Here is a 24495-nt window from a genome sequence, read left to right as displayed (position 1 = left end):
GACACACCCCTGGGTCGCCGATGTTCTTCCACCTGTTTTACGACGTCCTCGCCAAGGTCGACGGGCTCGGGTTCTTGCGCGTGTTCCGCTACCCGTCGACCCGCATCATCGCGGCGGCCGCCACTTCGCTGCTGATCTCGTTTTTGCTCGGGCCGTGGTTCATCGAGCAGCTCAAACGCAAGCAAATCGGCCAGACGATTCGCGACGACGGCCCCGAGCGGCACCTGCAAAAGCAGGGCACGCCGACGATGGGCGGCTCCTTGATCCTGTTCGCGCTGGCCGTCGCCACGCTGATGTGGTGCGACCTGCGCAACACGCTCGTGTGGCTCGCGCTCGCGGTGACCGTCGGCTTCGGCGCGGTCGGGTTCTGGGACGACTACCGCAAGGTCGTCCACAAGAACACGAAGGGCGTATCGGGCAAGCTGCGGCTCGCCTGCGAGTTCGGCATGTGTTTTGCCGCATTCACGTACCTGTTTACGTCCGACACGCTCGATCCGTCCGTGCGCCTCGCGCTGCAAATCCCGTTTGTGGACTTCTACCAGACGAGCGTCCACCTGCCGGTCTGGGGCTACGTGCTGTTCGCGTCGGTCGTCGTCGTCGGCACCGCCAACGCCGTCAACCTCACCGACGGCCTCGACGGCCTCGCCATCGGCCCGACGATCATCAACGCCGGCACCTTCCTGATCTTCGCGTACGTCGCCGGCGTCGAGACGACCCTCGCCCTCGTGTCGGCCGACGGCACGATCACCCAATCCACCATCGCCGAGTACCTGCGCATCGCCCACGTCGACGGCGCGTACGAACTCGCGATCTACTGCGCGGCGATGCTCGGGGCCGGCATCGGCTTTCTCTGGTACAACACGTACCCGGCGTCGGTGTTCATGGGCGACGTCGGGGCGCTGTCGCTCGGCGCCGGCATCGGCATGATGGCCGTGCTCACCAAAAACGAGCTGACCCTGCTCATCGTCGGCGGGCTGTTCGTGGTCGAGGCGCTGAGCGTGATCATCCAGGTCGGCTCCTACAAGAGCCGCGGCAAGCGCGTGTTCTTGATGGCGCCGATCCACCACCACTTCGAACTCAAGGGCTGGGAAGAGCCGAAGATCATCGTCCGCTTCTGGCTCGTGAGCGTTCTGCTCGCCCTGCTGGCGCTCGCGACGCTCAAGGTGCGCTGACCGACCCGCGCCCCGCCGGCGTTTTCGGCGCGCGGCGACGCCCGCCGCCGATTTCTTGCGACGGCGGCCAAAGCGGCCAAGACTTGCGGCATGGATCTGCGCGGCAAGCGCGTGGTCGTGGTCGGGCTCGCCCAGACGGGCGTCGCCGTCGCGCGGTTCTGCGCGGCCCGCGGCGCGCGGGTGACCGCCACGGACCGCAAGCCGCTGGCGGAACTCGGCGACGCGGCGGCCGCGCTCGACGGCGTCGTCGACCGGCTCGAGGTGGGCGGCCACGACGAGGCGTCGTTTCGCGCCGCCGACCTGGTGGTGATGAGCCCGGGCGTGCCCGAACTGCCGGAAACCCGTGCCGCGCGCGCCGCGGGCGTCGAGGTCATCGCCGAGATCGAACTCGCCTACCGCTTTCTCCACCCGGACGCGCCGCTCATCGCGATCACCGGCACGAACGGCAAGTCCACGACGACCGCGCTGGCCGGAGCGCTGTGCGCCGCCTCCGGCCGGCCGACGTTTTGCGGCGGCAACCTCGGCAACATGCCGCTGATCGACGCCGTCGATTCGGACGCGAATCGGCCGGGCGGCTTGATCGTCGCCGAGGTGGCGGGGTTCATGCTCGAGTTCTGTACGTCGTTTCGCCCGCGTGTGGCCGCGTGCCTGAACATCACGCCGGACCACCTCGACCGCTACGGCACGTTGGAGCGCTATGCGTCGATGAAGACCCGCGTGTTTCGCTGGCAGACGCGCGACGACGTCGGCATCGCCAACGCGAACTGCCCGCTCACCGTCGATGGCCTGCGCCAATCCGAGGCGCAACCGCTGGTGTTCTCGTCGACCGGCGAGGTCGACCGCGGCGCATGCATCGCGCCCGGCGGCGACGCGATCGCGCTGCGGTTGCCCGGCGGCGGCGAGGAGCGCTATCCGCTCGCCGACCTGCCCCTCGTGGGCCGGCACAACGTCGAAAACGCGATGGCCGCCTACCTCGCGGCGCGCGTCGCCGGCGTGCCGCCGGACGCGGTGCGCGCCGGGGCGCGCGCGTTTCGCCCGCAGCCGCACCGCATGGAGCTGGTCGGCCGCCGGGGCGACATCCTCTACTACGACGACTCCAAGGGCACCAACGTGGCGGCGGTGGCGGCGTCGCTGGCCGGGTTCCCGCGGCCGGTCGTCCTCATCGCGGGGGGCGTCGACAAGGGCGGCTCGTACGAGCCGCTGTTGGCCGCGCTCGACGACGTGTGCAAGGGCCTCGTGCTGCTCGGCGAGGCGGCGCCGCTGATCCGTGCCGCCGCCGAGGAGCACGGCGCGCGCTATCCGATCGTCGACGCGGCGGACATGCGCGACGCGGTCGTGCGCGCCACCGAGCTGGCCGACGGCGGCGACGCGGTCGTGCTGTCGCCAGCGTGCGCCAGTTACGACATGTTCCGCAACTTCGCCGAGCGCGGCCATGCGTTTCGGGCGGCGCTCGCGGCCGTGGGGGCCGAACCCGTCCTGCCCGCGTCCGCCCAGGAGTCGCCGTGACAGCGGACCGCTCCGACAACTTCGCTTCGGCCGGACGGATGAGCGCGGCGAGCCGGCGAAGCCTCGCGGCCCGCGCCAGCGGCGTTCGCCGCGCGCGCCCGCCACAGCGCGCGTCCGCCAGACCGCGCGTGCCCGAGGCTCGCCCGCCGCGCGGCTCCAGCCCCGTGCTGGTCGACCAGCAGCCGATCGTCGAAGTGCCGGAACGCGGCATCGACCTCGTGCTGCTGGCCGCCACCTTGGTGCTCGTGTGCATCGGCACCGTCGAGATCTTCAGCTCGAGCGCGGTCTACGCGCTCAACAAGCACGGCGACTCCACGTACTTTTTGCAGCGCCAGCTGGTGTGGCTGTCCCTCGGCTTGGCCGCGATGGCGGCCGGCGCCACGATGAATTACCGCTGGCTGCGGCGGCACACCTACAAGCTGCTGCTCGTCGCTCTCGCGCTGCTGGCCAGCGTGCCGTTTTTCGGCGCGCGCATCAACGGCGCGGCCCGCTGGTTCGCGATCGGGCCGCTCACGTTTCAACCGGTCGAGATCGCCAAGCTGGCGCTGATCTCGTATCTGGCCTACTCGCTCGCGCGCAAGGCCGATCGCGTCAAGGCGTTCACCATCGGGTTCGTGCCGCACCTGGTGGTGTGCGCCGCGATGATGGGCTTGTTGCTTCTACAACCCGACCTCGGCTCGGCCATCATCCTGGGCGCGACGACCCTCACGCTGCTGTTCGTCGCCGGCGCGAAGGTGAGCTACATCGCACTGTCGGTCCTCGCGGCGGCGCCCGCCGTGTACTACGCGATCGTCGGCACGCCATGGCGGCTCAAGCGGTTCATGGCCTACTTCAACCCCGAGGCCTACGCCGACGGCGTCGCGTACCAGGTCGTCCAGTCGCTCATCGCCGTCGGCTCGGGCGGCGCGACCGGCGTCGGCCTCGGTCGCGGCCGGCAGCACCTCGGCTACATGCCCGAGATGCACAGCGACTTCATCCTGTCCGGCATCGGCGAGGAACTCGGCTTCGCCGGCATCTGCGCGGTCCTCGTGCTGTTCGCGGTGGTGCTGTGGCGGGGCGTGCGGGCGGCCCTTGGCGCGCGCGACGTCTATGGCGCATACCTCGCGTTCGGCATCACCGTGACGTTCGCGTTCCAGGCGCTCGTCAACGCGGGCGTCGTGCTCGGCGTGTTGCCGGCCAAGGGGCTCACGTTGCCGCTGGTGAGCTACGGCGGCTCGTCGCTGGTCACGTCGATGTTCCTGATCGGCCTGGTCCTCAACGTGTCGCGCCGCGCGCCGCCGCCGCCGGCCCGCCGGCGCGTCGTGATCAACCGCGTCGGCGCGCGCCGCCGCCGCGCGCGCGTCGCGATCGCGAGGGCGTGATGCGGCTGTTGATCGCGGGCGGCGGAACCGGCGGCCACCTGTTTCCGGGCGTCGCGGTCGCCGAGGCGCTCCGCGCGCGCCACCCGGACGCCGACGTGCTGTTCGTCGGCACCGAACGCGGCATCGAGGCGCGGGTGCTCGACAAGCTCGGCTGGCCGCTCGCGACCATCGACATCAGCGGCATCAAGACCGTCGGCCCGTGGGGCGCCGTCCGCGGCGCGCTGCGCATCCCGCGCGCGCTGTGGCAGTCGCGCCGCATCATCCGGTCGTTTCGCCCGGACGCCATCCTCGGCGTCGGCGGCTACGCCTCGGGCCCCGCGGTGCTCGCCGGATGGCTGTCGCGGGTGCCGGTGGCGGTGCTCGAGCAAAACTCGATCCCCGGGCTCACCAACAAGATCCTGGGCAAGATCGCCCGCGCCGTGTTCATCGCGTTCGACGAGACGCGCCGGTTCTTCGCGCCCAAGCGGGTCGTCATGACTGGCACGCCGATCCGCGCCGCGCTGCGCGCCCGCCTCACCGACGGCGGGCGGGACGGCGCGGCCGAGCGCGACCCGGACCGACCGCTGCGGCTGTTCGCGTTCGGCGGGTCGCAGGGCGCGATCGCGATCAACGAACTCGTGGTGGACGCGGTCGCCGAGTTGCGCCGGCGCGGCCGCGAGGTGGCGGTCGTCCACCAGACGGGCGAGCGCGACCTCGAGCGCACCCGGCGGCGGTACGCCGATGCCGGCGTGCACGCCGACTGTCGCGCGTTCATCGACGACATGGCGGCCCAGTACGCGTGGGCCGACCTGGTCGTCGCGCGGGCCGGCGCGGCGACGGTCGCCGAGCTGGCGGTCGCCGGCGTGCCGGCCATTCTGATCCCACTGCCGACGGCCGCCGACAACCACCAGGAGATCAACGCGCGCGAGCTGGCCGCGCGCGGCGCGGCGTTGATGCTGCGCCAGACCACACTCGACGGCCGCCGCCTCGCCGACGCGATCGCCGCCCTGATGGATGATCCGGCCGCCCTCGAGCGTATGAGAAGTGGTATGAAGGCGCTCGGGCGGCCCGACGCGGCCGACCGCATCGTCGACTGGATCGAACATGTTTCACAAGGCTGACACCCGCATTCACTTCGTCGGCATCGGCGGCATGGGCATGTGCGGGATCGCCGAGGTGCTCATCAACCTCGGCTATCCCGTGTCCGGCTCGGACGTCAACCGCACGGAGATCACCGAGCACCTCGAGGCGATCGGCGGCAAGATCACCTACGAGCACCGGGCCGACAACGTCCGCGACGCCGACGTCGTGGTCACGTCGAGCGCGATCAAGGGCTACAACCCGGAGGTCGAAGCCGCGCGCGCCCGCAAGATCCCGGTCATCCCGCGCGCGGAGATGCTCGGCGAGCTGATGCGGATGAAGTTCGGCATCAACGTCGCCGGCTCGCACGGCAAGACGACGACCACCACCATGATCGCCCACACGCTGATGGCCGGCGGCCTCGACCCGACCGCGGTGATCGGCGGCCGGGTCAACGGCCTGGGCATGGCGAACGCGCGGCTCGGCACGTCGGACTACGTCGTCGCCGAGGCGGACGAGTCCGACGGCTCGTTCTTGCGGCTGTCGCCGAAGGTGGCGGTGGTGACGAACATCGACGCCGAGCACCTGGACCACTACGGCACGATCGACAACGTCAAGCGGGCGTTCGTCGACTTCATCAACCGCGTGCCGTTTTACGGGATCGCGGCGCTGTGCCTCGACGATCCCACCGTCCAGTCGATCCTGCCCGACGTGCAGAAGCGCTACGTCACCTACGGCATGTCGCCGCAGGCGCACTACCGGGCGCGCAACGTCCGCCACGAGGGCCTCGCGAGCCGCTACATCGCCTGGCGCGGCGCCGAGGAACTCGGCGAGATCGAGCTGCACATGCCGGGCGACCACAACATCCTCAACTCGCTGGCGGTGCTGGCGGTGGCCGACTTTCTCGACGTACCGTTCGCCACCGTCGCCGGCGCGCTGCGCTCGTTCGACGGCGTGCAGCGCCGGTTCACGGTCCGCGGCGAGGCGCGCGGCGTGATGGTCGTGGACGACTTCGGCCATCACCCGACGGAGGTGCGCGCGACGCTCGCGGGGGCGCGCGCCGGCTTCCCCGGCCGGCGGATCGTCGCGGCGTTCCAGCCACATCGGTTCACGCGCACGCGCGACCAGTTCCACAACTTCGCCCGGTCGTTCCACGACGCGGACGTCGTCGTGTTGTGCGACGTGTTCGCCGCCGGCGAGCCCGCCATCGAAGGGGCGACCGCCGACCTGCTCGCGCAAGCGATCCGGGAACACGGCCACAAAGACGTCACGTACATCCCCGACCGCGCCGACGTCGCGCCGCACCTGGCCTCGATCGTTCGGCCGGGCGACCTCGTGATCACGCTGGGCGCCGGCAACATCCAGCTCACCTGCGGCGAGCTGTTGGCGCTGTTGCGGGACGAGCAGCGGCCGCATGCGTAGGCGAGCCCCGTGGCCGGTGCGCAGTTCGAGCGGGTGCAGCGATCGGATTCGCGCGCGGCGGGCCCCATCGAGCGACCGATGAGCCGCTCGCGCGGGCTTGCCGCCGGCGACCGCGCGTGGTTGACCGACCTGCTCGGCGATCGGGTGACGTTCGACGTGCCGATGGCGCGGCGCACCACGCTGCGCATCGGCGGTCCGGCCGACGCCTGGGCCGAGCCCGACTCGATCGGCCTGCTGCAGGCGCTGGTCGCCGGCTGCCGGGAGCGGGGCCTGCCGATCGTCGCGGTCGGCGCGGGCACGAACCTGCTGGTCCGCGACGGCGGCATTCGCGGCGTCGTGATCGCGACGCGGCGGCTGCGCCGGATCGCGCGAGTCGGCGCCGGCGACGTCGAGGTCGACGCCGGGGTCGCCACGGGCAAGCTGCTCGCGGCGGCGATGCGCTGGGGGCTCGGTGGCGTCGAGTTCCTCGCCGGCGTCCCCGGGTCGGTCGGCGGCGGTCTGGTCATGAACGCCGGCACCTACCTGGGCGAGTTCAAGGACGTGACCGTCGAGGTGCGGTCGGTCCGGCTCGCCGACGGACAACTCGCCGTGCGGGACAACGCCGCATGCGGATTCGTCTACCGCGGCTCCGCGCTGCCGCCCGACGAGATCGTGGCCAGCGCCCGCCTGGCGTTGCGCGCGCGCGACCTCGCGGCGATCGAAGCGGACGTGGCGGCGCTCCGGCGGCGGCGGCGCGCCCGCGAGCCGAAGCGGGTCGCCAACGCCGGCTCGATCTTCAAGAACCCGCCCGGCGACTTCGCGGGCCGGCTGATCGAGGCGGCCGGGCTCAAGGGCGAGCGGGTCGGCGACGCCGTCTGCTCGCCGGTTCACGCCAACTGGCTGGTCAACGCGGGACGCGCCACCGCCGCCGACATGCTCGCGCTCATCGACCGCGTGCGCGACCGCGTGCGCGAGGTCCACGGCGTCGACCTCGCGCTGGAAGTGAAGGTGCTCGGTGAAGACTAAACGCATCGGAGTGCTCATGGGCGGCCTGTCGTCCGAGCGCGACGTGTCGCTCCGCAGCGGCCGCGGGGTGCTCGCGGCGCTGCGAGGCCGCGGCTACGACGCGGTCGCCATCGACTGGAACCGCGGGTCGTCGCTGCCGTACCTGCTCGACGCGGCCGGCGTCGACGTCGTGTGGAACGCGCTGCACGGCACGCTCGGCGAGGACGGCCATGTCCAGGGCCTGCTGGCGTGCATGGGCATCCCGGGCACCGGCTCCGGCGTGCTCGCGAGCGCGCTCGCGATGGACAAGGTCGCCGCCAAGCGCATCTTCGACCAGGCGGGCGTGCCGACGCCGCGCTGGCACCTCGCGGCGGACGCGACCGAGCGCGTCGAGACGTTCCCGTGCGTGGTCAAGCCGTCGTGCGAAGGCTCGTCCGTCGGCGTCACGATCGTGCGCGACCCGGTGGGGCTACCCGACGCGGTCGCTCGGGCGGCCGCGTGCCACGGGGTCCCGTTCGTGGAGGCGTTCGTCGACGGAGCCGAGGTGTGCGTGGGGATTCTCGACGGAGAGGTGCTCGGCGACGTCGAGGTCGTCCCCGCAGACGGGTTCTACGACTACGCGGCCAAGTACGCGCGCGGCGACACGACCTACCGCGTGCCGGCGCCGCTGGCGGCGCGGGTGCGCGAGCGGGTGCACGCGGCCGCCCGCGCCGCGTGGACGGCGATCGGCGGCCGCGCCCACGGGCGCGTCGACCTGCGCGTGACGCCGGACGGCGAGCCGCTCGTCCTCGAGGTCAACACGCTGCCGGGCATGACCGAGACCAGCCTGCTGCCGAAGATCGCCGCCGCCGCGGGGCTCGACTACGCCACCCTGTGCGAGCGAATTCTGCTGTCCGCCGCGTAACCCGGTGCGGCGGCCGGCCGCGGGCCAGAAACCGGCCGCGGGGCAAAAGGGGGAGAGGGAGAGGCGCGGTCGTCGCAGGGGGGTCGGAGGGAAGTGAACGCCCCGCGCCTCGATCCCTCTCGAGGGAGACGGCGCGGCCGTGCGGGCCGCGGGGAGGGAAATGGGCCGAGAGGGCGGGCGAGGGCGGCGGAGAAGGGTCGAATGTGGGGGGAGGGCGCCCCGCGCCTCGATCCCGTGCGGGGCCCTCTCGGGCTCGGTGATTCGGTTGTCAGGTCGGCGCCGGGCGCCGGGCGCAAAGTTCGAGAGGGAGAGGCGCGGTCGTCGTGGGGGGATGGGTGGATGGGGGGAAGAGGACGCCCCGCGCCTCGATCCCTCTCGATGTCGAACCCTTCAGTCGTCGCCGGCCTCCGACGCCGCGAGCGCCGCCGCCAGCCCGTCGATCTGGGCGCGCAGGCGGTCGTTGGCGCGCATCAGGTCGCTCACGCGCATGTCGCGATCGGTGCCGCGCGCGAGCCGGCCGGCCGCGGCGGCGCCGCGCCGCGCCGTGCCGCGAACGTGCAGGTAGGCGCTCAACCGCGGGCGGGGCGTGGTCGGCTGCTCGGCCTCGGCGAGCCGCTGCAAGCGCCCCGCGACGTCGGCGGTGAGGCCGACCAGCTCCACGCGGGCGCGCGCGCGCCCGTCGCCGCCGTCCTCGACCGACCGGACCACGCCGTCGATCTTGACGCTGATCTCCTCGGGCAACACGAGACTCACGTCGACCGGAGTGCCCGCGGCGAGGCCGGACGGTGCGGGCACCGCGATGCGCACCGGTCGCGAACCGGCCGCACGGCACATGCGGAGGACGTGGTCCCACGACGGGATGTCGACGCGCAACCGGCGGGCGCGCCGCCGCGACCGCGCGCGCGGCGCCGGCTCGATCGTGTCCGGGTCGGCGCCGGCAGCCGCCGCCTCGAGCACCGGCGACGCGGCGGCGGGGCGGGCCTCGACCGGCGCGGGGGTGCTGCGCGCGGCCTCCCGGCGGCGGCGGAGATCCTCGACCACGTCCTTGACGTCCGCGACGGTCCACACCTTCGGCAACACGCGACCGAGCGCCGCCGCTTCGGATCGCGCGCGGCCTTCGGGTGCGCTGCCGGTGCAAAATGCGATCGGCATCGCCTCGTCTCGCGCGAGGATCGCGCGCGCCAGGTCGACGCCGCTCATCTCCGGCATGTCGATGTCGGTGATGACCGCGTCGATGTCCGGCGCCAGTTGGTCGAGCGCGTCCCGCGGATGCGTCGCGAGCACGGGCTTGTGGCCCAGCCGCTTGAGGGTGTGGCCCAACAGCCGGCCGAAGCTGTGCTCATCGTCGACTACGAGGATCTTCATGAAAAGGTGCCGGAGCGTACAGGTTGTGTGTCGCCGATTACCGAAATTCGCTTCAGTGAACTAGCACGCTTCATGCCACCATCGTTCGGGTATGAAATCCAACGTGTTGGATTTCAGGCGGTTCGTCGTGCGCAAGAAACGTTTACAGCCGACCGCAATTTATCTTTACACGTGCGCAAGAATCATTGACACTCGGGACATGGCACCACGTGGTTGGCCGCCTGCACCGCGGGACGCCGATGGCCGCGCAGACGGGAGGCCCGCGGGCGGCCGCCCCGCGCGCGGCGCTCCCCGGGGCGCGCCGCCGCCCGGCTGGAGTCGGCCGTGACCGCGGTCGCCGGCCAGCGCGCGGACGAGCGTCCGGCGGTCCTCATCGTCGACGACGAGCCCGACAACCTCGACATGCTCGCGCGCGCGCTGCGCGGGGTCGGCCGCATCGAAACGGCCACCGACGGTGCGGACGCGCTCGAGCGCCTGCGCCGCGCCGACTACGCCGCCCTCGTGACCGATCATCTCATGCCGGGCCTCACCGGGGTCGAGCTGCTCGAGCGCGCGGCGCGCATCGCGCCGCGCACCGAGCGCATCCTCGTGTCGGCGTTCGGCGACGCCGACGTGCTCACCGAGGCGATCAACCGCGGCCACATCTCGCACTTTCTGCCCAAGCCGGTGGACCTGCGAGAGCTGCGGCGCCGGGTCGAACGCGCGGTCGCCGCGGCGGCGCCGGCGGGCCGCCGGGCGCTCGTGCTCGCTCCGCCGGCCGCCGCCGCCGCCGTGACCGCCGCGCTGCGCGCCGCCGGCATCACCGTGTCGGACGCGCGCACGCCGGGAGCGGATCCCGGAGACGGCGACGTGCTGGTGTGGCACGCCAACGTGACCGGCGGCGTGATCGACGAGGTCCGCCGCGCGCTGCACGAGGTCGAGCGCGTCCGCCGCGCGCACACCGACTACGGCATGTTCGAGATGGTCGGCCGCAGCCCGGCGATGCAGGCGGTGTTCGAGCAGATCGAGCGCGTGGCCAAAAGCGACGCGACGGTGCTCGTCCGCGGCGAGACCGGCACCGGCAAGGAGATGGTCGCGCGCCTGGTTCACTCGCTGTCGGCCCGCCGCGAGCGGCCGTTCATCGCGGTCAACTGCGCGGCGCTGCCCGAGTCCCTCGTCGAAAGCGAGCTGTTCGGCCACGAGCGCGGGGCGTTCACGGGCGCCCAGACGCGCAAGCTCGGCCGGTTCGAGCGCGCCGACGGCGGCACCCTGTTCATCGACGAGGTCGGCCACATGCCGGCGGCGGTGCAGGTCAAGCTGCTGCGCGTGCTGCAGGAGCGCGCGTTCGAACGCGTCGGCGGCAACCAGACGCTGCACGTCGACATCCGCCTCGTGACGGCGACCAACCTCGACCTGGAAGAGGCGATCGCGCGCGGCGAGTTCCGCGAAGATCTGTTCTATCGGCTCAACGTCGTGCCGATCTCGCTGCCTCCGCTGCGCGAGCGCACCGGCGACATCCCGCTGCTCGTCGACCACGCGCTGGCGCGGTTCCAGCGGCGCCTCGGCAAGGAGGGGATCCGCATCTCCGACCGCATGATGCAGCGGATGCTCGACTACGACTGGCCCGGCAACGTCCGCGAGCTGATGAACGTGGTCGAGCGTGCGGTGGCTCTCACGCCGTCGGGCGGCGTCGCCGACCTGCCGGACATCCGCAGCCGCGGGCCGCGCGAGCGCCTGGCCGCGATCATCCCCGAGCGGCCGGAGGCGAGCTTGCGCGAGCTCGTCGCCGAGTTCGAGCGGCGGATCATCGCGCAGGCGCTCGAGCGCCACGGCGGCAACCGCACGCGCGCCGCCAAGGAGCTCGGCATCACCCGCCAGGGGCTGAGCCAGAAGATCGCCAAGTACGGGCTGTGATGCGCCGCCCGGCGGCAAGTTGACGGCGGACGCAACCGGGCATAGGGTGACGGCGATGCGGAGTTCCCGATTCCGACTCGCGGCCGGGCAGGCGGCCCTCGCGCTGGCGGCGGCCCTCGCGCTGCTCGCCGGCTGCCCCGACAAGAAGCCGAAGTATCCCAACTGCGCCGGCGACAAGGACTGCAAGCCGGGCGAGCACTGCGTCGACAAAAAGTGCGTCCAGTGCCGCGACGACGACGACTGCGAAAAGGGCCAGCGCTGCGAGGCCAACGCGTGCGTCGCCGCGGAGGGCTGGTGCGAGTCGGACGCGGACTGCCCGAACTTCCAGGTGTGCAAGGACCACCAGTGCGTCGCGTGCACGTCCGACGCCGACTGCCCCGGCGGAAAGTGCACCGACGGCGCGTGCCTGCGCCCGGGCCAGTGCGTCAAAGACGAGGACTGCGCCGACGACGAGGACTGCGTGGACGGACGCTGCCAGCGCGTCGGTCTCGGCGGACCGCAGCCGGACACGACGTGCACCCTCGAATCGGTCTACTTCGAATTCGACTCCGCCGCCCTCAGCGCCGAAGCCCGCGACGTGCTCGCGAAGGACGCCGACTGCCTCAAACAGGAAAGCGAGCGCAGCGTGTACGTGATCGGCCACACCGATCCGCGCGGAACGGACGAGTACAACATCGCGCTGTCCGACGGCCGTGCCCGCGCCGTCGCCGACTACCTCGCGCGCCTCGGCATCGACCCGGCGCGCTTCCGCATCGTCCCGAAGGGCGAAGCCGACGCGACCGGCACGGACGAGGAGAGCTGGAAGCGCGACCGGCGCGTGGACTTCGAGTGGCAATGATGCGCCAGGTTGCGATCTGGGCGCTCGTCGCGGCGGCCCTATCCGGCTGTTTCGCGTTCACGTCGAAGCGGGCGGGCGACCAGCTTCGCCGCGACGTCGACGCCATCGAACAGCGCCTCGAAACCAAAGAGTCCGAGCTGCAAAACAAGATCGCGCAGCTCGAGCGCGTGCTGTCGCAGGCGACGGAGCTGTTGCAGCGAAACAGCGCGGACCTGGGCGCGGACGTCCAGGCGATGCGCGAACAGCTCGCGGCGATGAACGGGACCGTGCAGGAAGCGCAGCGCATCGCCAGCGAGCTGCGCACGCAGATCCAGCAACTGCAGGCCAGCTACGAGGCGCGGCTCGCCGCGTTCGACTCGCGGCTCACCGCCCTCGAGGAAAAGGCCAACCAACCGCCGCCCAAGAGCGCGGCGGACACCTACAGCGACGCCAAGCGCGCGCTGGCCGCGGGCGACTTCCAGAAGGCCAGCGTCGGGTTCAGCACGTTCGTGCGCAAGTGGCCCGGACACGAGCTGGCCGACGACGCGATGTACTACTGGGGCGAGGCCCACTTCCGCGCCGGCAACTTCGAAAAGGCGATCGCCATCTACCAGAAGGTGTTCGACGAGTACAAGCAGAGCGAGTGGGCCGACGACGCGCTATTTCGGGCGGGAACGAGCGCCGAGAAGCTCCGCTGGTGCACCGATGCGCTCGCCTACTATGCCGTCCTCGCGCGCAACTACCCGAAGTCGTCTCTGAAGAGGAAGGCGGCGGACCGCCTGCGCTTCCTCAAGCGCAATCGCAAAAACCGCAAGGTGTGTCAGAGTTGAGGCCATGACCGAACCGGCCCACCCTGCCGACCGCCCCGAGGCGACCGCGTTCGTCATCGTCGGACTGCTCGGCCTCGTCCTGCTCGCCGTCGTCGTCGGGCTGCTCGTGTTGCCGCCCGGCGTGTGCTTCTCCCTGATCCGCCGCGGCCTGGCCGAGGGGCGCGCGTCGTGGGTTGCCATGGGCGGATCGATCGCGGCGGTGTGGCTGGCGATGCTGGTGGCGACGGCCCGCAAGCTGTTGGCGGCCCGCGCGCCCGCCGACGACGCCTGACGCGCGCCCGCGGCCGGCGCGAGCCCGTGTCGCTGGACGGCGTCGCGCGCGGTCCGCCCGCGCAGCGCGCGGCGTCCCGGCGGAATCCCGCCCGCCTCGCGTTCGGGGTCGTCGCGCTCGGCGGGCGGGGCTCACCGGAGGCGCCGGGCCGGCGCGGGAGTGTGTGCTATGACCGGGGCGTGGCGCGCACGGCGACGATCGCGGGCCGGATCGGCGGCGCCGCGCTGATCGCGTGGGCCGCCGCCGCCTGCGCGGCCGGCGCGACGCCGGCGGGCACCGGCGCGCCCGGCCGCGAGTCGCCGCGCCCGGGGAGCGACGCCGGTGCGGTCGAGGCGAAGCGCGCCCCGCCCGCGGCCCCCGCCCGGCCGCCGGTCGCGTTCCTCGACGAGCGCGAACCGCCCGGCGGCGCGGGGGCCGACCCGACCACCTACGATCGGGTCGCGGCGCGCGTGTTCGCGTTCGGCGACTCGCAGTTGCACTACCTGTTCGGCAAGCGCACGTTCGCGCAGTCGCCGTTTGCCGACATCCTCGTCGAGGTCGCCGTCCGGCCCGCGGCGCTCGACGACGGGTCCGACCTGCTGCTGCGCGCGTTTTTGACCGACTGGCGCCGCCGCTGGCGCGACCACACCCCCGTGTTCCTCGGGGACGCGGCCGACCTGTCGTGCGACCAGGAGCTGGCCGCGTTCTTCGACGTGCTCGCGACCGCCGGGCTCCGCACCCTGCTCGCGGTCACGTCCAACCACGACGGCTTCTTCGTCGGCAACTACACGTCCAAAGACGACGTCGACGGCGCGCTGCAGATCACGGACATGCCGAACGACTGGACGCGCGCCTGCTCCGAGCCCGAGTCGTTCGACGACCACCGGCTCACCAAGGGTCGCGCCGTCGCCGCGCTGGCGGCGCGGCTTCCGCGCGCGCCGGCGTGGGCCACCGACGCGCGCACCGGCGACGGCGGCCCGACCGACTACGCGGACGCCCACCTGTACTACGTCCGGCCGCTCGGCGGCGCCGACCCGGGCGTCGCGCCGGCGTGGGGCGTGTTCCTGGACACGGTCGATTACCGCGCGTTCGACGTGACCGCGTCCCAGGGCGCCGGGACCGTCGGCGCCGTGTCGCGCGAGCAGCTCCGGTTCCTCGACCGCGCCCTGTTCGAGGCGCGCGTCGCGGGCGACGTGTCGGCGTTCGTGGTGTTCGCGCACTACCCGGTGTCGGCGCTCGACCCGGCCAGCCGCGACCGCGTGCTTCGGTTCCTCGAAACGCATCCGCGCATCGTCGCGTACGTCGCGGCGCACGAACACCTGTCGCGCGAGCGCGCGCTCGCGCTGCCCGACGGCCGCTCGATCCCCGAGCTGCTCGTCGGGTCGACGACCGACTTCCCGCAGGAGGCGCGCCGGATCGAGGTGCGGGTGGACCGCGCCGGGCGCGCGGCGGTCGCGAGCTGGCGGCTGCGCCTGGCGGCGGACCGGCTGTGCGCCGACGTGCCGCCGCTGCCGGCGACCGCGACCGGCTACACCGGCTACCGCATCCGCCGCGACGACATCGGCATCGCCGACATCGGCACCCTCGACAAGCTGCTGGTGTGGGCCGGGCTCGACGACCTCGCCGACACGCGCGCGGTGCAGGCGATCGGCGCGCTGCTGGTGGAAAACGAGCTGGTGCGCGCGTGGGCCGAGCTGTACGCGCGCTCGCCGCTGGCGGCGCAGATCGACCGCTCTCGGCTCGACGCCATCCTCGACGACCGGTACGCCGTCGGCGACGACGTCGCGGCCCTGCGGCCGTACCTCACCGGGCGAGCCGCCGGCGGCGGGACGCGCTACGACGCGTGGCACGACCCGGTCGTGGCCCGGCGGCTGGCCGTGGCGCAACGCGCGTTTCACCGGTTCGGCCCGCACGCCCGCACGTTCCGCGAGCTGCGGAAGCTGCGGATGGCCACGCCGGCCGCGTATCACTACTTTCTGTGCCACGCCGCACACGCATCGGTGGCCGAACAGCGCAGCCGCCGCACCGTGCGCGGGGTAATCTACGTCCGCTGATGCACACGCACCGATTCGCCTGGATCGCCGCCGCCGCGCTCGCCGGGTGCGGCGCCCCGGCTGCCCCTCCCGCCGCAGGCGCCGCGACGCCGCCGTCGCCCACAGCCGAAACCGCCCCGCCTGCCCCGGCGGACGCAGCGCCCCCCGACGCGCCGCCGCAGCCGCCGCAGCGCGTGACCGTCACGGTCGTGTCCGCGGACGTCGCGGGCTTGATGCCCAACGGCGAGCAGTGGGACGCCGGCGACGCCAAGGACGACCGGGCGATCGACCGCGTGCTCGCCGCCTACCTCGACGGCCATCCCGAGCTGGCCCGGTCGCTCGACGTCGTGGGCGTACCGATCGACGCTCCCCGCGCCGCCGACGAGGCGGCGCGCAGCGAGGCGGCCGATCCGATGGTGCTCGTGCAGATCGACGGCCAGGTGTTCCGCTCGCCGATGCGCCCGCGGGCGTTCAATCCGGTGTGGAATTTTGCGTTCGAGTTCGCCGTCCGCCCGCAGGACGCGGAGCGCCACACGGTGCGCATCGTCGTGGCCGACTACGACGGCCCGACGCGGTTCGACCCGATCGGCGCGACGGTGGTGCCGCTGGCCGACCTGCTGCGCGCCCCGGTCGTCACCCTCGGCCCGTTCGGATCGGTCAAGCGGCTCACGCTCGAGGTCGCGACCGCACCGCTGCCCACCGGCGACGAGCCGGAGGTCGTCCAGCGCATCGCGGTGGCGGCCAGCGCGACCTGGACCGACACCGGAGTCGACCTCGTCGCCGGCCAACGGGTGACGGTCGACGCCTCGGACGAGGTCTGCACCAAAGGCGACGACGTCGCGCACTGCGCCGGCCCCGAAGGGCAGCGCGCGCCGAGCGACTACAACGTCGCCGGGTTCGCCGACGTCGGCCACGGCGCGCTGATCGCCGCGGTCGGCGACACGCGGTTCTACATCGGCCGCGAGCGGTCGTTCGTCGCGCCGTCGAGCGGGCGGCTGCGCCTCGGGGTCAACGACCGCGACACCGGCAACAACCGCGGCGCGTTCGCCGCGCGCGTGCGCGTGTGGCCGCCGGCCCTGGCGCGCTGACCCGCGGACGACCGGCTCCGGCGCGGCGCCTCCGCGCGCGTCACCGGTCAGCGGCGGCAAACGCGGCCGCAATCGCCGCGGCCGCGGCCGCGGGATCCGAGGCGCCGTACACGCCGGCGATCGCGCACGCCGCCGCCGCGCCCGCCGCCGCCACCTCGCGCGCCCGCGCCGGCGTGATGCCGCCGATCGCGACCACCGGCACGGCGCCGGCCGCGCGCACCGCCGCGGCCAGGCCGGCGACGCCCTGCACCGGGTCGGGGTTGGCCTTGGTCGCCGTCGCGAACACGGGGCCGAAGCCGAGGTAGTCGGCGCCGCCGGCGACCGCGGCCCGCACCTGGCCGCAGTCGTGCGTCGAGATGCCGATCAGCAGGTCCGGACGGCCCGCCGCATCGGCCACCCGGCGCGCGTCGGCCAGCGGCAGGTCCGTCTGGCCCAGGTGCACCGCGCCGGCGCGCGCCGCCAGCGCCACGTCGAGCCGGTCGTTGACGACCACGAGCGCCTCCGGCGCCTCCGCCCGCGCCCGGGCGACCTCGGCCGCGACGACGGCCGCCGGCTCGTCCTTCAGGCGCACCTGCACCGCCGCGGCGCCCGCCGGCACGGGTCGCCCCGGCCGGTCGATGACCGCGTAGAAGCCGCGGATCCGCGCCGCCGCGGCCCGGCGCCGATCGGCCGGAGTCATCCGCAACCCGTACCGCAGATCGGCGCGCGCCGCCACCGGTCGACGACCGCGGCGGCCGGCGGCGATGTGGGCCATGATTGCCCTCGATGTTCCAGCTCGTATCCCGGTTCGAGCCCACCGGCGATCAGCCCAAGGCCATCCGCCAGCTCGTCGACGGCCTGCGCGCCGGCGAGCGCCATCAGGTGCTGCTCGGCATCACGGGCTCGGGCAAGACGTTCACCATCGCCAACGTGATCGCCGAGGTGCAGCGGCCGACGCTGGTCATCGCCCACAACAAGACGCTCGCGGCGCAGCTGTACGGCGAGTTCAAGGAGCTGTTCCCGCACAACGCCGTGCACTACTTCGTGAGCTACTACGACTACTACCAACCCGAGGCGTACGTGCCGAGCACGGACACCTACATCGAAAAGGACTCCCTCATCAACGAGGAGATCGATCGCATGCGGCACGCGGCGACCTACGCGCTGCTGTCGCGCCGGGACGTGATCATCGTCGCGTCCGTATCGTGCATCTTCGGCATCGGCGCTCAGGAGACCTACGCGGCGATGACCTGCCCGGTCGCCGTCGGCGAGACGGTCGACCGGGACGCCGTGTTGCGCCGCCTGGTCGAGCTGCAGTACGACCGAAACGACATCGACTTTCATCGCGGGACGTTCCGCGTGCGCGGCGACACGGTCGAGGTGTTCCCCGCCTACGAGGTGGACACCGCGATCCGGATCGAGTGGTGGGGCGACGAGGTCGAAGCCATCTCCGAAGTCGACCCGCTGCGCGGCAAGGTCAAGCGCACGATGGAGCGCGCGACGATCTTCCCGGCCTCCCACTACGCGACGCCCAGCGACCATCTCAAGCGGGCGATCGACAGCATCCGCGTCGAGCTGCGCGAGCGGCTCGCCGAACTCGGCGCCGAGATGAAGCTGCTCGAACGCCAGCGCCTCGAGCACCGCACGCTGTTCGACCTCGAAATGCTCGAACAGACCGGGTTTTGCAAGGGCATCGAGAACTACTCGCGCCATCTCACCGGCCGCGAGCCGGGCGAGCCGCCGCCGACGCTGATGGACTACTTCCCCGACGACTACCTGCTGGTGATCGACGAGTCGCACCAGACCATCCCGCAGCTTCAGGCGATGTACCGCGGCGACCGCTCGCGCAAACAGACGCTCGTCGACTACGGGTTCCGCCTGCCGAGCGCGCTCGACAACCGCCCGCTGACGTTCGAGGAGTGGGAACAGCGCGCGCGGCAAGTCATCTACGTGTCGGCGACGCCGGGCGACTGGGAACTCGAACGGGCCGGCGGCGTCGTGGTCGAGCAGATCATTCGGCCGACCGGCCTGCTCGACCCGAAGATCGAGGTTCGTCCGGTGACCGATCAGGTCGACGATCTGCTCGCCGAGATTCGCGCGGCCGTGGCGGCCGGCCAGCGCGTGCTGGTCACGACGCTCACCAAGCGGATGGCGGAAGACCTCACCGAGTACTACGCGGACCTCGGCGTCAAGGTCCGCTACCTGCACTCGGATATCGACACGCTCGAGCGCATCGACATCATCCGCGACCTGCGCCGCGGCGAGTTCGACGTGCTCGTGGGCATCAACCTGCTGCGCGAGGGGCTCGATCTGCCGGAGGTCGGTCTCGTCGCCATCCTCGACGCGGACAAAGAGGGGTTCTTGCGCGCGGAGCGATCGCTCATCCAGACGTGCGGCCGCGCCGCGCGCAACGTCGACGGGCGCGTGATCATGTACGCGGACACGATCACGGCGTCGATGCGCGCGGCCATCGACGAGACGAACCGGCGGCGCGCGCTGCAGGCGGCGTACAACGAGGAACACGGCATCACGCCGCGCACCGTGCAGCGCGCGATCGCGGGCGGCGACACCGCGGGCGACTCGGCCGGCGACGGCGAGGCGCGGCCGCGCACGCCGATCGACCGCGCGTCCGAGTTGCCGGCGAGCGACCCCGCGGCGCTGCGCGCCGACATCGAACGGCTGCGCGCCGACATGCGCGCGGCCGCGGCCGAACTCGATTTCGAGCGAGCGGCCGAGTTGCGCGACCGCGCGAACGCCCTCGAGCGGGCGCTCGTCGAACTCGGCGTCGCGGTGTGACCGCGGCGCGCGGCTACGCGGGCTTGTCGAACAGGAGCCGCCACACGGGCCGGCCGCGCGCGGCGCACTGGCGCTCGCGCCACGACGTGGCGCCGAACGGGTTGCCCTGCTTCCAGAAGCTCCACTCCCCCGCGCGATTGTCGAGCACGCCGTCGAACGCCGCGAGCGCATCGAGCGCCACATCCCACACGTCCGTCTGCACGAACAGCTCGCCGCCCCCGGCCAGCGCGCGCGCGCAGTCGCGCGCGAGGCCGGCGTCCACCATGCGCCGCTTGCGGTGGCGGCGCTTGAACCACGGGTCGGGAAAGTTGATGTAGATGCGACTGATCGACTCGGGATCGAACAGCTCCCGCAGGTGTTCGTTCGCGTTGCAAAACACGGCGCACACCGGGACGCCCTCGTCGGTCGCCCGCCGGTTGACGGCGTCGACGAGCTCTTCGCGGATCTCGAGGCCGACGTAGAACCGGTCGGGACACCGCGCGGCCCGCTCGAACAAGAACTGGGCGTCCGCGCACCCGACCTCGACCTCGACCGGCATCCCGCGCGGGATGTCCGGCCGCCGGCCGCGCAGCACCGAGAAGGCGGGGCTCAGCGGGTTGACGTGGTTGCGGACGCGGACCCTCATCGTGCGTCCAGCGCCAGGAAGCCGAACTCCCGGACGTTGCGCGGCGATTCCAGCGCGGCGAGTTCGGCGCGGTCCACCCACCGGTAGTCGGAAAACTCGTCGTTGGGCCGCACCGGCTCGTCGCCCACGTCCGCGACGAACACGAAGTTCATGTGCAGGCCCTTGCTGCCCGCTCCGTGTTCCTCGTAGCCCAGCAGCCCGGGGGGCACCCCGTCACACGCGCCGCGCAGGGCCGGGAACGCGCCGGCCAGCCCCGTCTCCTCGCGCAACTCGCGGCGCGCGGCCTCCAGGGGCGTCTCGCCGGGCTCGAGTTCGCCGCCGACGGGCAGCCAGGTGGCGAGTCGCCGGTGGTGGATCACGAGCACGCGCCCGCCCGGGCCGCCCCGGCGGGCGTAGATCGCGACGGAAAATGCGCGGCGCTCGGCCATTTGCATCACTGTACCCGCGCCGGCGGCCGGCTCAACCGCGCGCGGCGCGCGGCGGCGCCTGGACGAGGCCGTCGCGCATCGCCGCTGGCCGCGGTCGCGACCCGCGGGGCCTGTCGGGCTACGCCCGCGCGCCCGTCGGCACCGCGTCTTGGCGCGCGCGCTCGTTCGCGGCGGGCGGGCGCCGGATCTCGCGTCGCATCCGGCGACCTCGCTGGTGTACCCGTGCGCAACGGCGTCCTACTGCGGGACCTTCTTCCAGTCTTCGAGGAACGCGGCGAGCCCGAGGTCCGTGAGCGGATGCTGGGCGAGTTGCAGCAGCACCTTGTGCGGACACGTCGCGACATGCGCGCCCAGAAGCGCCGCCTGCAGCACGTGCATCGGGTGGCGCACCGACGCGACGAGCACCTGCGTGTCGAAGCCATAGTTTTCGTAGATCTGCACGATCTGAGCGACGACCTCCATGCCGTCGCCCGACCGATCGTCGATGCGGCCGACGAACGGCGAGATGTAGGTGGCACCGGCCTTGGCCGCCAGCAGCGCCTGCGTCGGCGAAAAGCACAGGGTCACGTTCGTCGCGATGCCTTCCTCGGACAGCACCTTGACGGCCTTGAGCCCCTCGGGGATGAGCGGCACCTTGACGACGATGTTGTCGCGCAGTGCGGCCAGCTCGCGCGCCTCCGCGAGCATGCCGTCGCAGTCGGTCGATACGACCTCCGCCGACACCGGCCCTTTGACGATGTCGCAGATCTCGAGCAAGACATCCCGGAACTTCCGGCCCGTCTTGGCCACCAAGCTGGGGTTCGTCGTGACGCCGTCGACGAGGCCCATCGCGGCCGCGTCGCGAATCTCCGCCACATCGGCGGTGTCGATGAAGAACTTCATGCGTGTGCTCCCTTCGCGCGGCGGGTTGCGGTATACGTGCGCGGACCTTTACCATCGATCGGCCCGTCCGGGCCACCGCGAATCGCATGCCAGCGAGCCTCCCAGACCGCCCGCGCGTGCTCGTCGGGTGCGCCAAGCTCCCGCCGCGCATGTCGCGCGCCCACTACTTCGGCGGGCTGTCCCTGCTCGAGACAGACGTCGTGTTCCGCGGGCAGCCACGTCCGGCATCGCTGCGCCGGTGGCGCCGCGAAGCCCCGGATCACGCGCGATTCGCCGTCGTCGCGGCGGCGGCCGTGACCCACGACGGGTGCTTTCGCCCGGGGCCGGTGCGCGACCGGGGCTGGGACGCGACCCGGCGGGCGGCCGAGGCGCTCGCGGCGGACGCGATCGTGTTCCGCTCGGGGCCGGGCGTCTCGCCCTCGGCCGCCAACCGGGATGCGATGCGCGCGTTCTTTGCCGCGGCGGCGGCCGACGTCGACGCGGCGTTGGTGTGGATTCCCGGCGGGCTGTGGACGCCTGTCGATGCCCGGGCGTTCGCTGCCGAGGCGGGCGTCATCGCCGCGGAAGATCCGCTCGCGCGCGAGCCGGGCGAACCGCCGGCGCCGCCGCCGTCCCCTGGCCCCCGCTACCTGCGAGTCGAAGGGCTTGGCCGGCGTACGGTCCGCGACGACGATCTCGAGGTCATCGCCGACGCGCTGGCGGACGCGCCATCGGCATGGGTCGTGTTCGCCCACCCCGACCGGTGGCGCACCGCCCGCGCCTTGCGCGCGCGGCTCGACGACGCCGGCGACTGACTGAGACGCGAGCGCTCCGGCCGTCCGGGAGCCATCTCGCTCTCGTTTCAATAGGTTGCGGGCTCGCGGGCTCGCCCCGGGTCGTCAGAACTCGAACGTGGCGATCGGGGTCGGCAGCGGCGTGTCTTCCGTCGGCTTGGCGGCTTTGAACCGCCGCGCCTTCGCGATCGGTACGTCGTCGGCGCGCCGCGCGGCACGGCGAGTCCCCGCGCGCTTGGTCCGCTTGACCGCCGCACCGGCAGCACGGGTCGCGGCGGCGGATGCTCGTTTCGTCTGGTTGGCGGCTCCCATAGATCGTCCTCGTCCAGTCCGGCCCCCAATGCGGGCTCACGCGAATCCGGATGGTAGCGACTGGTGCGCGACCGTGTCAATCGCGCCACACACGCCTTCCCTGCCCGACTCCGCGAGCGAGCGCCCGCTTCTTCCCGATCTCTGTGCGCGCGCCTTTACAATGTGAGCCCGCTTCCCTTATAAATCCGGCGGCATGAAATTCACGTATGTTAGCGGAGCCCCGATTCCGGCGTCGGCGGACGTCGTCGCGGTGTGTGCGTACACGGGCGGGGCGGCCGACCCCGGCTTCCGCGCGGTGGACAAGGCGCTCGACGGCCTGCTCACCGCGCGCATGGAGGAAGTCGCCTTCCGGCCGGAGCGCGGGCAGACGCTCGTGGTGCGGCCCGCGGCCGGCGCGCTCGGCGATGCGCGCGCCGTCGTCGTGGTCGGCGGCGGCGACCGCGCGGTCCGTTCGCCCGCGGGCGCGCGGGACGCGGCAGCCGCGGCCGTGCGCCGCGCGACCGCCCTCCGCGCCCGGTCGCTGGCGTTCGTCTTGCCCGCCGTCGGCCGGGATCCGGCCCCCGTGGTGCAGTTCGCGGTCGAGGGCGCGCGCCTGGGGGCGTACCGGTTCGACAAGTACCGGTCGGAGGACGCCAACACGCCGGCGCCGATCGAGGCGGTGACGCTCGTCGGGAAGGCGCCGAACCGCGCCCCGATCGGGCGGGCCATCGCGCGCGGCGAGGCGGTGGCCGACGCGGTCTGTCTCGCGCGGGACCTCATCAACGAACCCGCGGCAACCATGACGCCGGCTCAGCTCGCGGCGGAGGCTCGCGCGATCGCGAAGCGGCACTCGTCCCTGACCGCCAAGATTCTCGGCCCGGCCGAGTGCAAGAAGCTCGGCATGGGGATGCTGCTCGCCGTCGGCCAGGGGTCGGATCAGGAGGTCCGGGTCGTCCACTTGACCTACAAGCCCAAGCGCAAGGCGAAAAAGCGCATCGCGTTGGTCGGAAAGGGCATCACGTTCGACAGCGGGGGCTATTCGCTCAAGCCCACGTCGTCGATGCTCGACATGAAGATCGACATGTCGGGCGCGGCCGCGGTGATCGCGGCGATGGACGCGATCGCGCGCATCGGTTCGCCGTACGAGGTGCACGCCGTGGCGGCCTGCGCGGAGAACCTGGTGTCCGGCAAGGCGTACAAGCTCGGCGACGTGCTGCGGTCCATGAGCGGCAAGACGGTGGAGATCAACAACACCGACGCGGAGGGGCGCCTGGCGCTCGGCGACGCGCTGTACTACGTCCGCGATGCGGCCGAGCCCGACGAGATCTTCGACTTCGCCACCCTCACCGGCGCGTGTCTGGTCGCACTCGGTCCCTATACGGCTGGCGTGATGTCGAACCGCGACGCGCTCGCCAAGGCGTGGCTGTCCACCGCCGCGCGCGTCGGCGAGGACATGTGGCACCTACCGCTCAACGAGCGGCTGATGGAGCAGCTCAAGAGCCCGATCGCGGATCTGCGCAACACGGGCGGTCGCGCCGGCGGCGCGCTGACCGCCGGCTTGTTTCTCAAGCAATTCGTCGGCGACGTGCCGTGGGTCCACGTCGACATCGCGGGCCCCGCGTCGGCGAGCAAGACCGACGGCGCGATTAGCGAGGGCGGCACGGGCTTCGGCGTGGCCACGATCGTGGCCTACGCGTGCCCGTAATCGGGACGCACCGCCAAGCGCCCCGTCGTTGGCCGCCCGACCCGCGACTCCGCGCATCTCGCCCGGTGACCGCACCCCGAGGTGGCCGGCTCGGGCGCGATCGCGCGGCCATCGGCGGCGCCGCGGCGAGCGGGCGCGGGGAATGCGGCCGCTGCTCGAGCACGCCCCCGCGCGCCGCACGACTGCGGACGCGTCCGACACGCGATGGCGCGGTGACCGCCGCGGCGTGTTCGCCCGCCGCCGCCTCGCGCGGGTGTGCGCGCCCGACCCGGCCGCACTGTGTCCCTCGCCACGGGCGCGCCGCACTCCGGAAATAGCGCTGTAATTCTAGT

Annotated in this window: 22 protein-coding genes; 16 read left to right on the top strand and 6 right to left on the bottom strand. The window is 72.6% G+C overall.

Annotated features, from left to right (window positions below; all coding sequences use genetic code 11):
• Positions 1-20 precede the first annotated feature (20 nt).
• The 7 genes from D6689_03505 to D6689_03475 all read left to right on the top strand — a co-directional run bounded on the left by D6689_03505 (position 21) and on the right by D6689_03475 (position 8408).
• Positions 21-1172 carry a phospho-N-acetylmuramoyl-pentapeptide-transferase gene (locus D6689_03505; GenBank protein ID RMH44039.1) on the top strand — a complete coding sequence of 384 codons (1152 nt, stop codon included), beginning with the start codon at positions 21-23 and terminating at the stop codon, positions 1170-1172.
• A gap of 90 nt (positions 1173-1262) precedes the next feature.
• Positions 1263-2678 (top strand): UDP-N-acetylmuramoyl-L-alanine--D-glutamate ligase, encoded by a 1416-nt coding sequence (gene murD / locus D6689_03500; protein ID RMH44038.1) that lies wholly within the window; start codon positions 1263-1265, stop codon positions 2676-2678.
• Between the two features lie 38 nt (positions 2679-2716).
• Complete coding sequence (gene ftsW, locus D6689_03495; protein ID RMH44037.1) at positions 2717-4039, top strand: putative lipid II flippase FtsW; 1323 nt, start codon at positions 2717-2719, stop codon at positions 4037-4039.
• Positions 4036-5139: an undecaprenyldiphospho-muramoylpentapeptide beta-N-acetylglucosaminyltransferase gene (murG, locus tag D6689_03490; GenBank protein ID RMH44036.1), complete on the top strand. Its 1104-nt coding sequence runs from the start codon at positions 4036-4038 to the stop codon at positions 5137-5139. The genes ftsW and murG overlap by 4 nt, the downstream gene beginning before the upstream one ends.
• Positions 5123-6520: a UDP-N-acetylmuramate--L-alanine ligase gene (locus D6689_03485; GenBank protein RMH44035.1), complete on the top strand. Its 1398-nt coding sequence runs from the start codon at positions 5123-5125 to the stop codon at positions 6518-6520. The genes murG and D6689_03485 overlap by 17 nt, the downstream gene beginning before the upstream one ends.
• Before the next feature lie 78 nt (positions 6521-6598).
• On the top strand, positions 6599-7525 hold the full coding sequence (gene murB, locus D6689_03480; GenBank protein RMH44057.1) for a UDP-N-acetylmuramate dehydrogenase: 927 nt from the start codon (positions 6599-6601) through the stop codon (positions 7523-7525).
• Positions 7515-8408 (top strand): D-alanine--D-alanine ligase, encoded by an 894-nt coding sequence (locus D6689_03475; protein RMH44034.1) that lies wholly within the window; start codon positions 7515-7517, stop codon positions 8406-8408. The genes murB and D6689_03475 overlap by 11 nt, the downstream gene beginning before the upstream one ends.
• A 390-nt stretch (positions 8409-8798) precedes the next feature.
• On the opposite strand, the gene D6689_03470 is transcribed toward D6689_03475, so the two are convergent.
• Positions 8799-9773 carry a response regulator gene (locus tag D6689_03470; GenBank protein ID RMH44033.1) on the bottom strand — a complete coding sequence of 325 codons (975 nt, stop codon included), beginning with the start codon at positions 9771-9773 and terminating at the stop codon, positions 8799-8801.
• A 324-nt stretch (positions 9774-10097) separates the two neighbouring features.
• Between D6689_03470 and D6689_03465 the strand changes: the two genes are divergently transcribed.
• The 6 genes from D6689_03465 to D6689_03440 are packed head-to-tail and all read left to right on the top strand — an operon-like array spanning position 10098 to position 16684.
• A complete protein-coding gene (locus tag D6689_03465; protein ID RMH44032.1) occupies positions 10098-11666 on the top strand; it encodes a sigma-54-dependent Fis family transcriptional regulator in 1569 nt (522 codons plus the stop codon).
• Positions 11667-11721: 55 nt separating this feature from the next.
• Positions 11722-12504 carry an OmpA family protein gene (locus tag D6689_03460; protein RMH44031.1) on the top strand — a complete coding sequence of 261 codons (783 nt, stop codon included), beginning with the start codon at positions 11722-11724 and terminating at the stop codon, positions 12502-12504.
• Positions 12501-13313: an outer membrane protein assembly factor BamD gene (bamD, locus tag D6689_03455; GenBank protein ID RMH44030.1), complete on the top strand. Its 813-nt coding sequence runs from the start codon at positions 12501-12503 to the stop codon at positions 13311-13313. Before D6689_03460 ends, bamD begins: the two co-directional genes overlap by 4 nt.
• A gap of 4 nt (positions 13314-13317) precedes the next feature.
• Positions 13318-13584 (top strand): hypothetical protein, encoded by a 267-nt coding sequence (locus D6689_03450; protein ID RMH44029.1) that lies wholly within the window; start codon positions 13318-13320, stop codon positions 13582-13584.
• A 26-nt stretch (positions 13585-13610) separates the two neighbouring features.
• Positions 13611-15617, top strand: a complete 2007-nt coding sequence (locus D6689_03445) for a hypothetical protein (protein ID RMH44028.1) — start codon at positions 13611-13613, stop codon at positions 15615-15617.
• Positions 15617-16684: a hypothetical protein gene (locus tag D6689_03440; protein ID RMH44027.1), complete on the top strand. Its 1068-nt coding sequence runs from the start codon at positions 15617-15619 to the stop codon at positions 16682-16684. Before D6689_03445 ends, D6689_03440 begins: the two co-directional genes overlap by 1 nt.
• Positions 16685-16724: 40 nt before the next feature.
• Here D6689_03440 and D6689_03435 read toward each other — a convergent pair whose 3' ends face one another.
• Positions 16725-17438 (bottom strand): thiamine phosphate synthase, encoded by a 714-nt coding sequence (locus D6689_03435; protein RMH44026.1) that lies wholly within the window; start codon positions 17436-17438, stop codon positions 16725-16727.
• Positions 17439-17449: 11 nt separating this feature from the next.
• On the opposite strand from D6689_03435, the gene uvrB reads away from it, so the two are divergent.
• Positions 17450-19459, top strand: a complete 2010-nt coding sequence (gene uvrB / locus D6689_03430; protein RMH44025.1) for an excinuclease ABC subunit UvrB — start codon at positions 17450-17452, stop codon at positions 19457-19459.
• A gap of 13 nt (positions 19460-19472) precedes the next feature.
• Here the strand turns inward: uvrB and D6689_03425 are convergent, their stop codons facing one another.
• The 3 genes from D6689_03425 to fsa all read right to left on the bottom strand — a co-directional run bounded on the left by D6689_03425 (position 19473) and on the right by fsa (position 21394).
• Entirely contained in the window at positions 19473-20084 is a 612-nt protein-coding gene (locus D6689_03425) for a hypothetical protein (protein ID RMH44024.1), read from the bottom strand.
• The gene (locus D6689_03420) at positions 20081-20512 is read right to left on the bottom strand and encodes an NUDIX domain-containing protein (GenBank protein ID RMH44023.1); all 432 of its coding nucleotides are present in this window, start codon (positions 20510-20512) and stop codon (positions 20081-20083) included. The genes D6689_03425 and D6689_03420 overlap by 4 nt, the downstream gene beginning before the upstream one ends.
• Positions 20513-20749: 237 nt before the next feature.
• Positions 20750-21394 (bottom strand): fructose-6-phosphate aldolase, encoded by a 645-nt coding sequence (fsa, locus tag D6689_03415; protein ID RMH44022.1) that lies wholly within the window; start codon positions 21392-21394, stop codon positions 20750-20752.
• Between the two features lie 86 nt (positions 21395-21480).
• On the opposite strand from fsa, the gene D6689_03410 reads away from it, so the two are divergent.
• The gene (locus D6689_03410) at positions 21481-22188 is read left to right on the top strand and encodes a DUF72 domain-containing protein (protein RMH44021.1); all 708 of its coding nucleotides are present in this window, start codon (positions 21481-21483) and stop codon (positions 22186-22188) included.
• Positions 22189-22272: 84 nt separating this feature from the next.
• Here the strand turns inward: D6689_03410 and D6689_03405 are convergent, their stop codons facing one another.
• Positions 22273-22479: a hypothetical protein gene (locus tag D6689_03405; GenBank protein ID RMH44020.1), complete on the bottom strand. Its 207-nt coding sequence runs from the start codon at positions 22477-22479 to the stop codon at positions 22273-22275.
• 193 nt (positions 22480-22672) lie between these two features.
• On the opposite strand from D6689_03405, the gene D6689_03400 reads away from it, so the two are divergent.
• Positions 22673-24163, top strand: a complete 1491-nt coding sequence (locus tag D6689_03400) for a leucyl aminopeptidase (GenBank protein ID RMH44019.1) — start codon at positions 22673-22675, stop codon at positions 24161-24163.
• Positions 24164-24495: the final 332 nt, after the last annotated feature.

It is taken from the genome of Deltaproteobacteria bacterium (assembly GCA_003696105.1).
In the GTDB taxonomy this organism is placed as follows: Bacteria; Myxococcota_A; Polyangia; order Haliangiales; family J016; genus J016.
The sequence above is the reverse complement of the archived record's forward strand: the minus strand, read 5'-3'. Positions and strand labels throughout refer to the sequence as shown.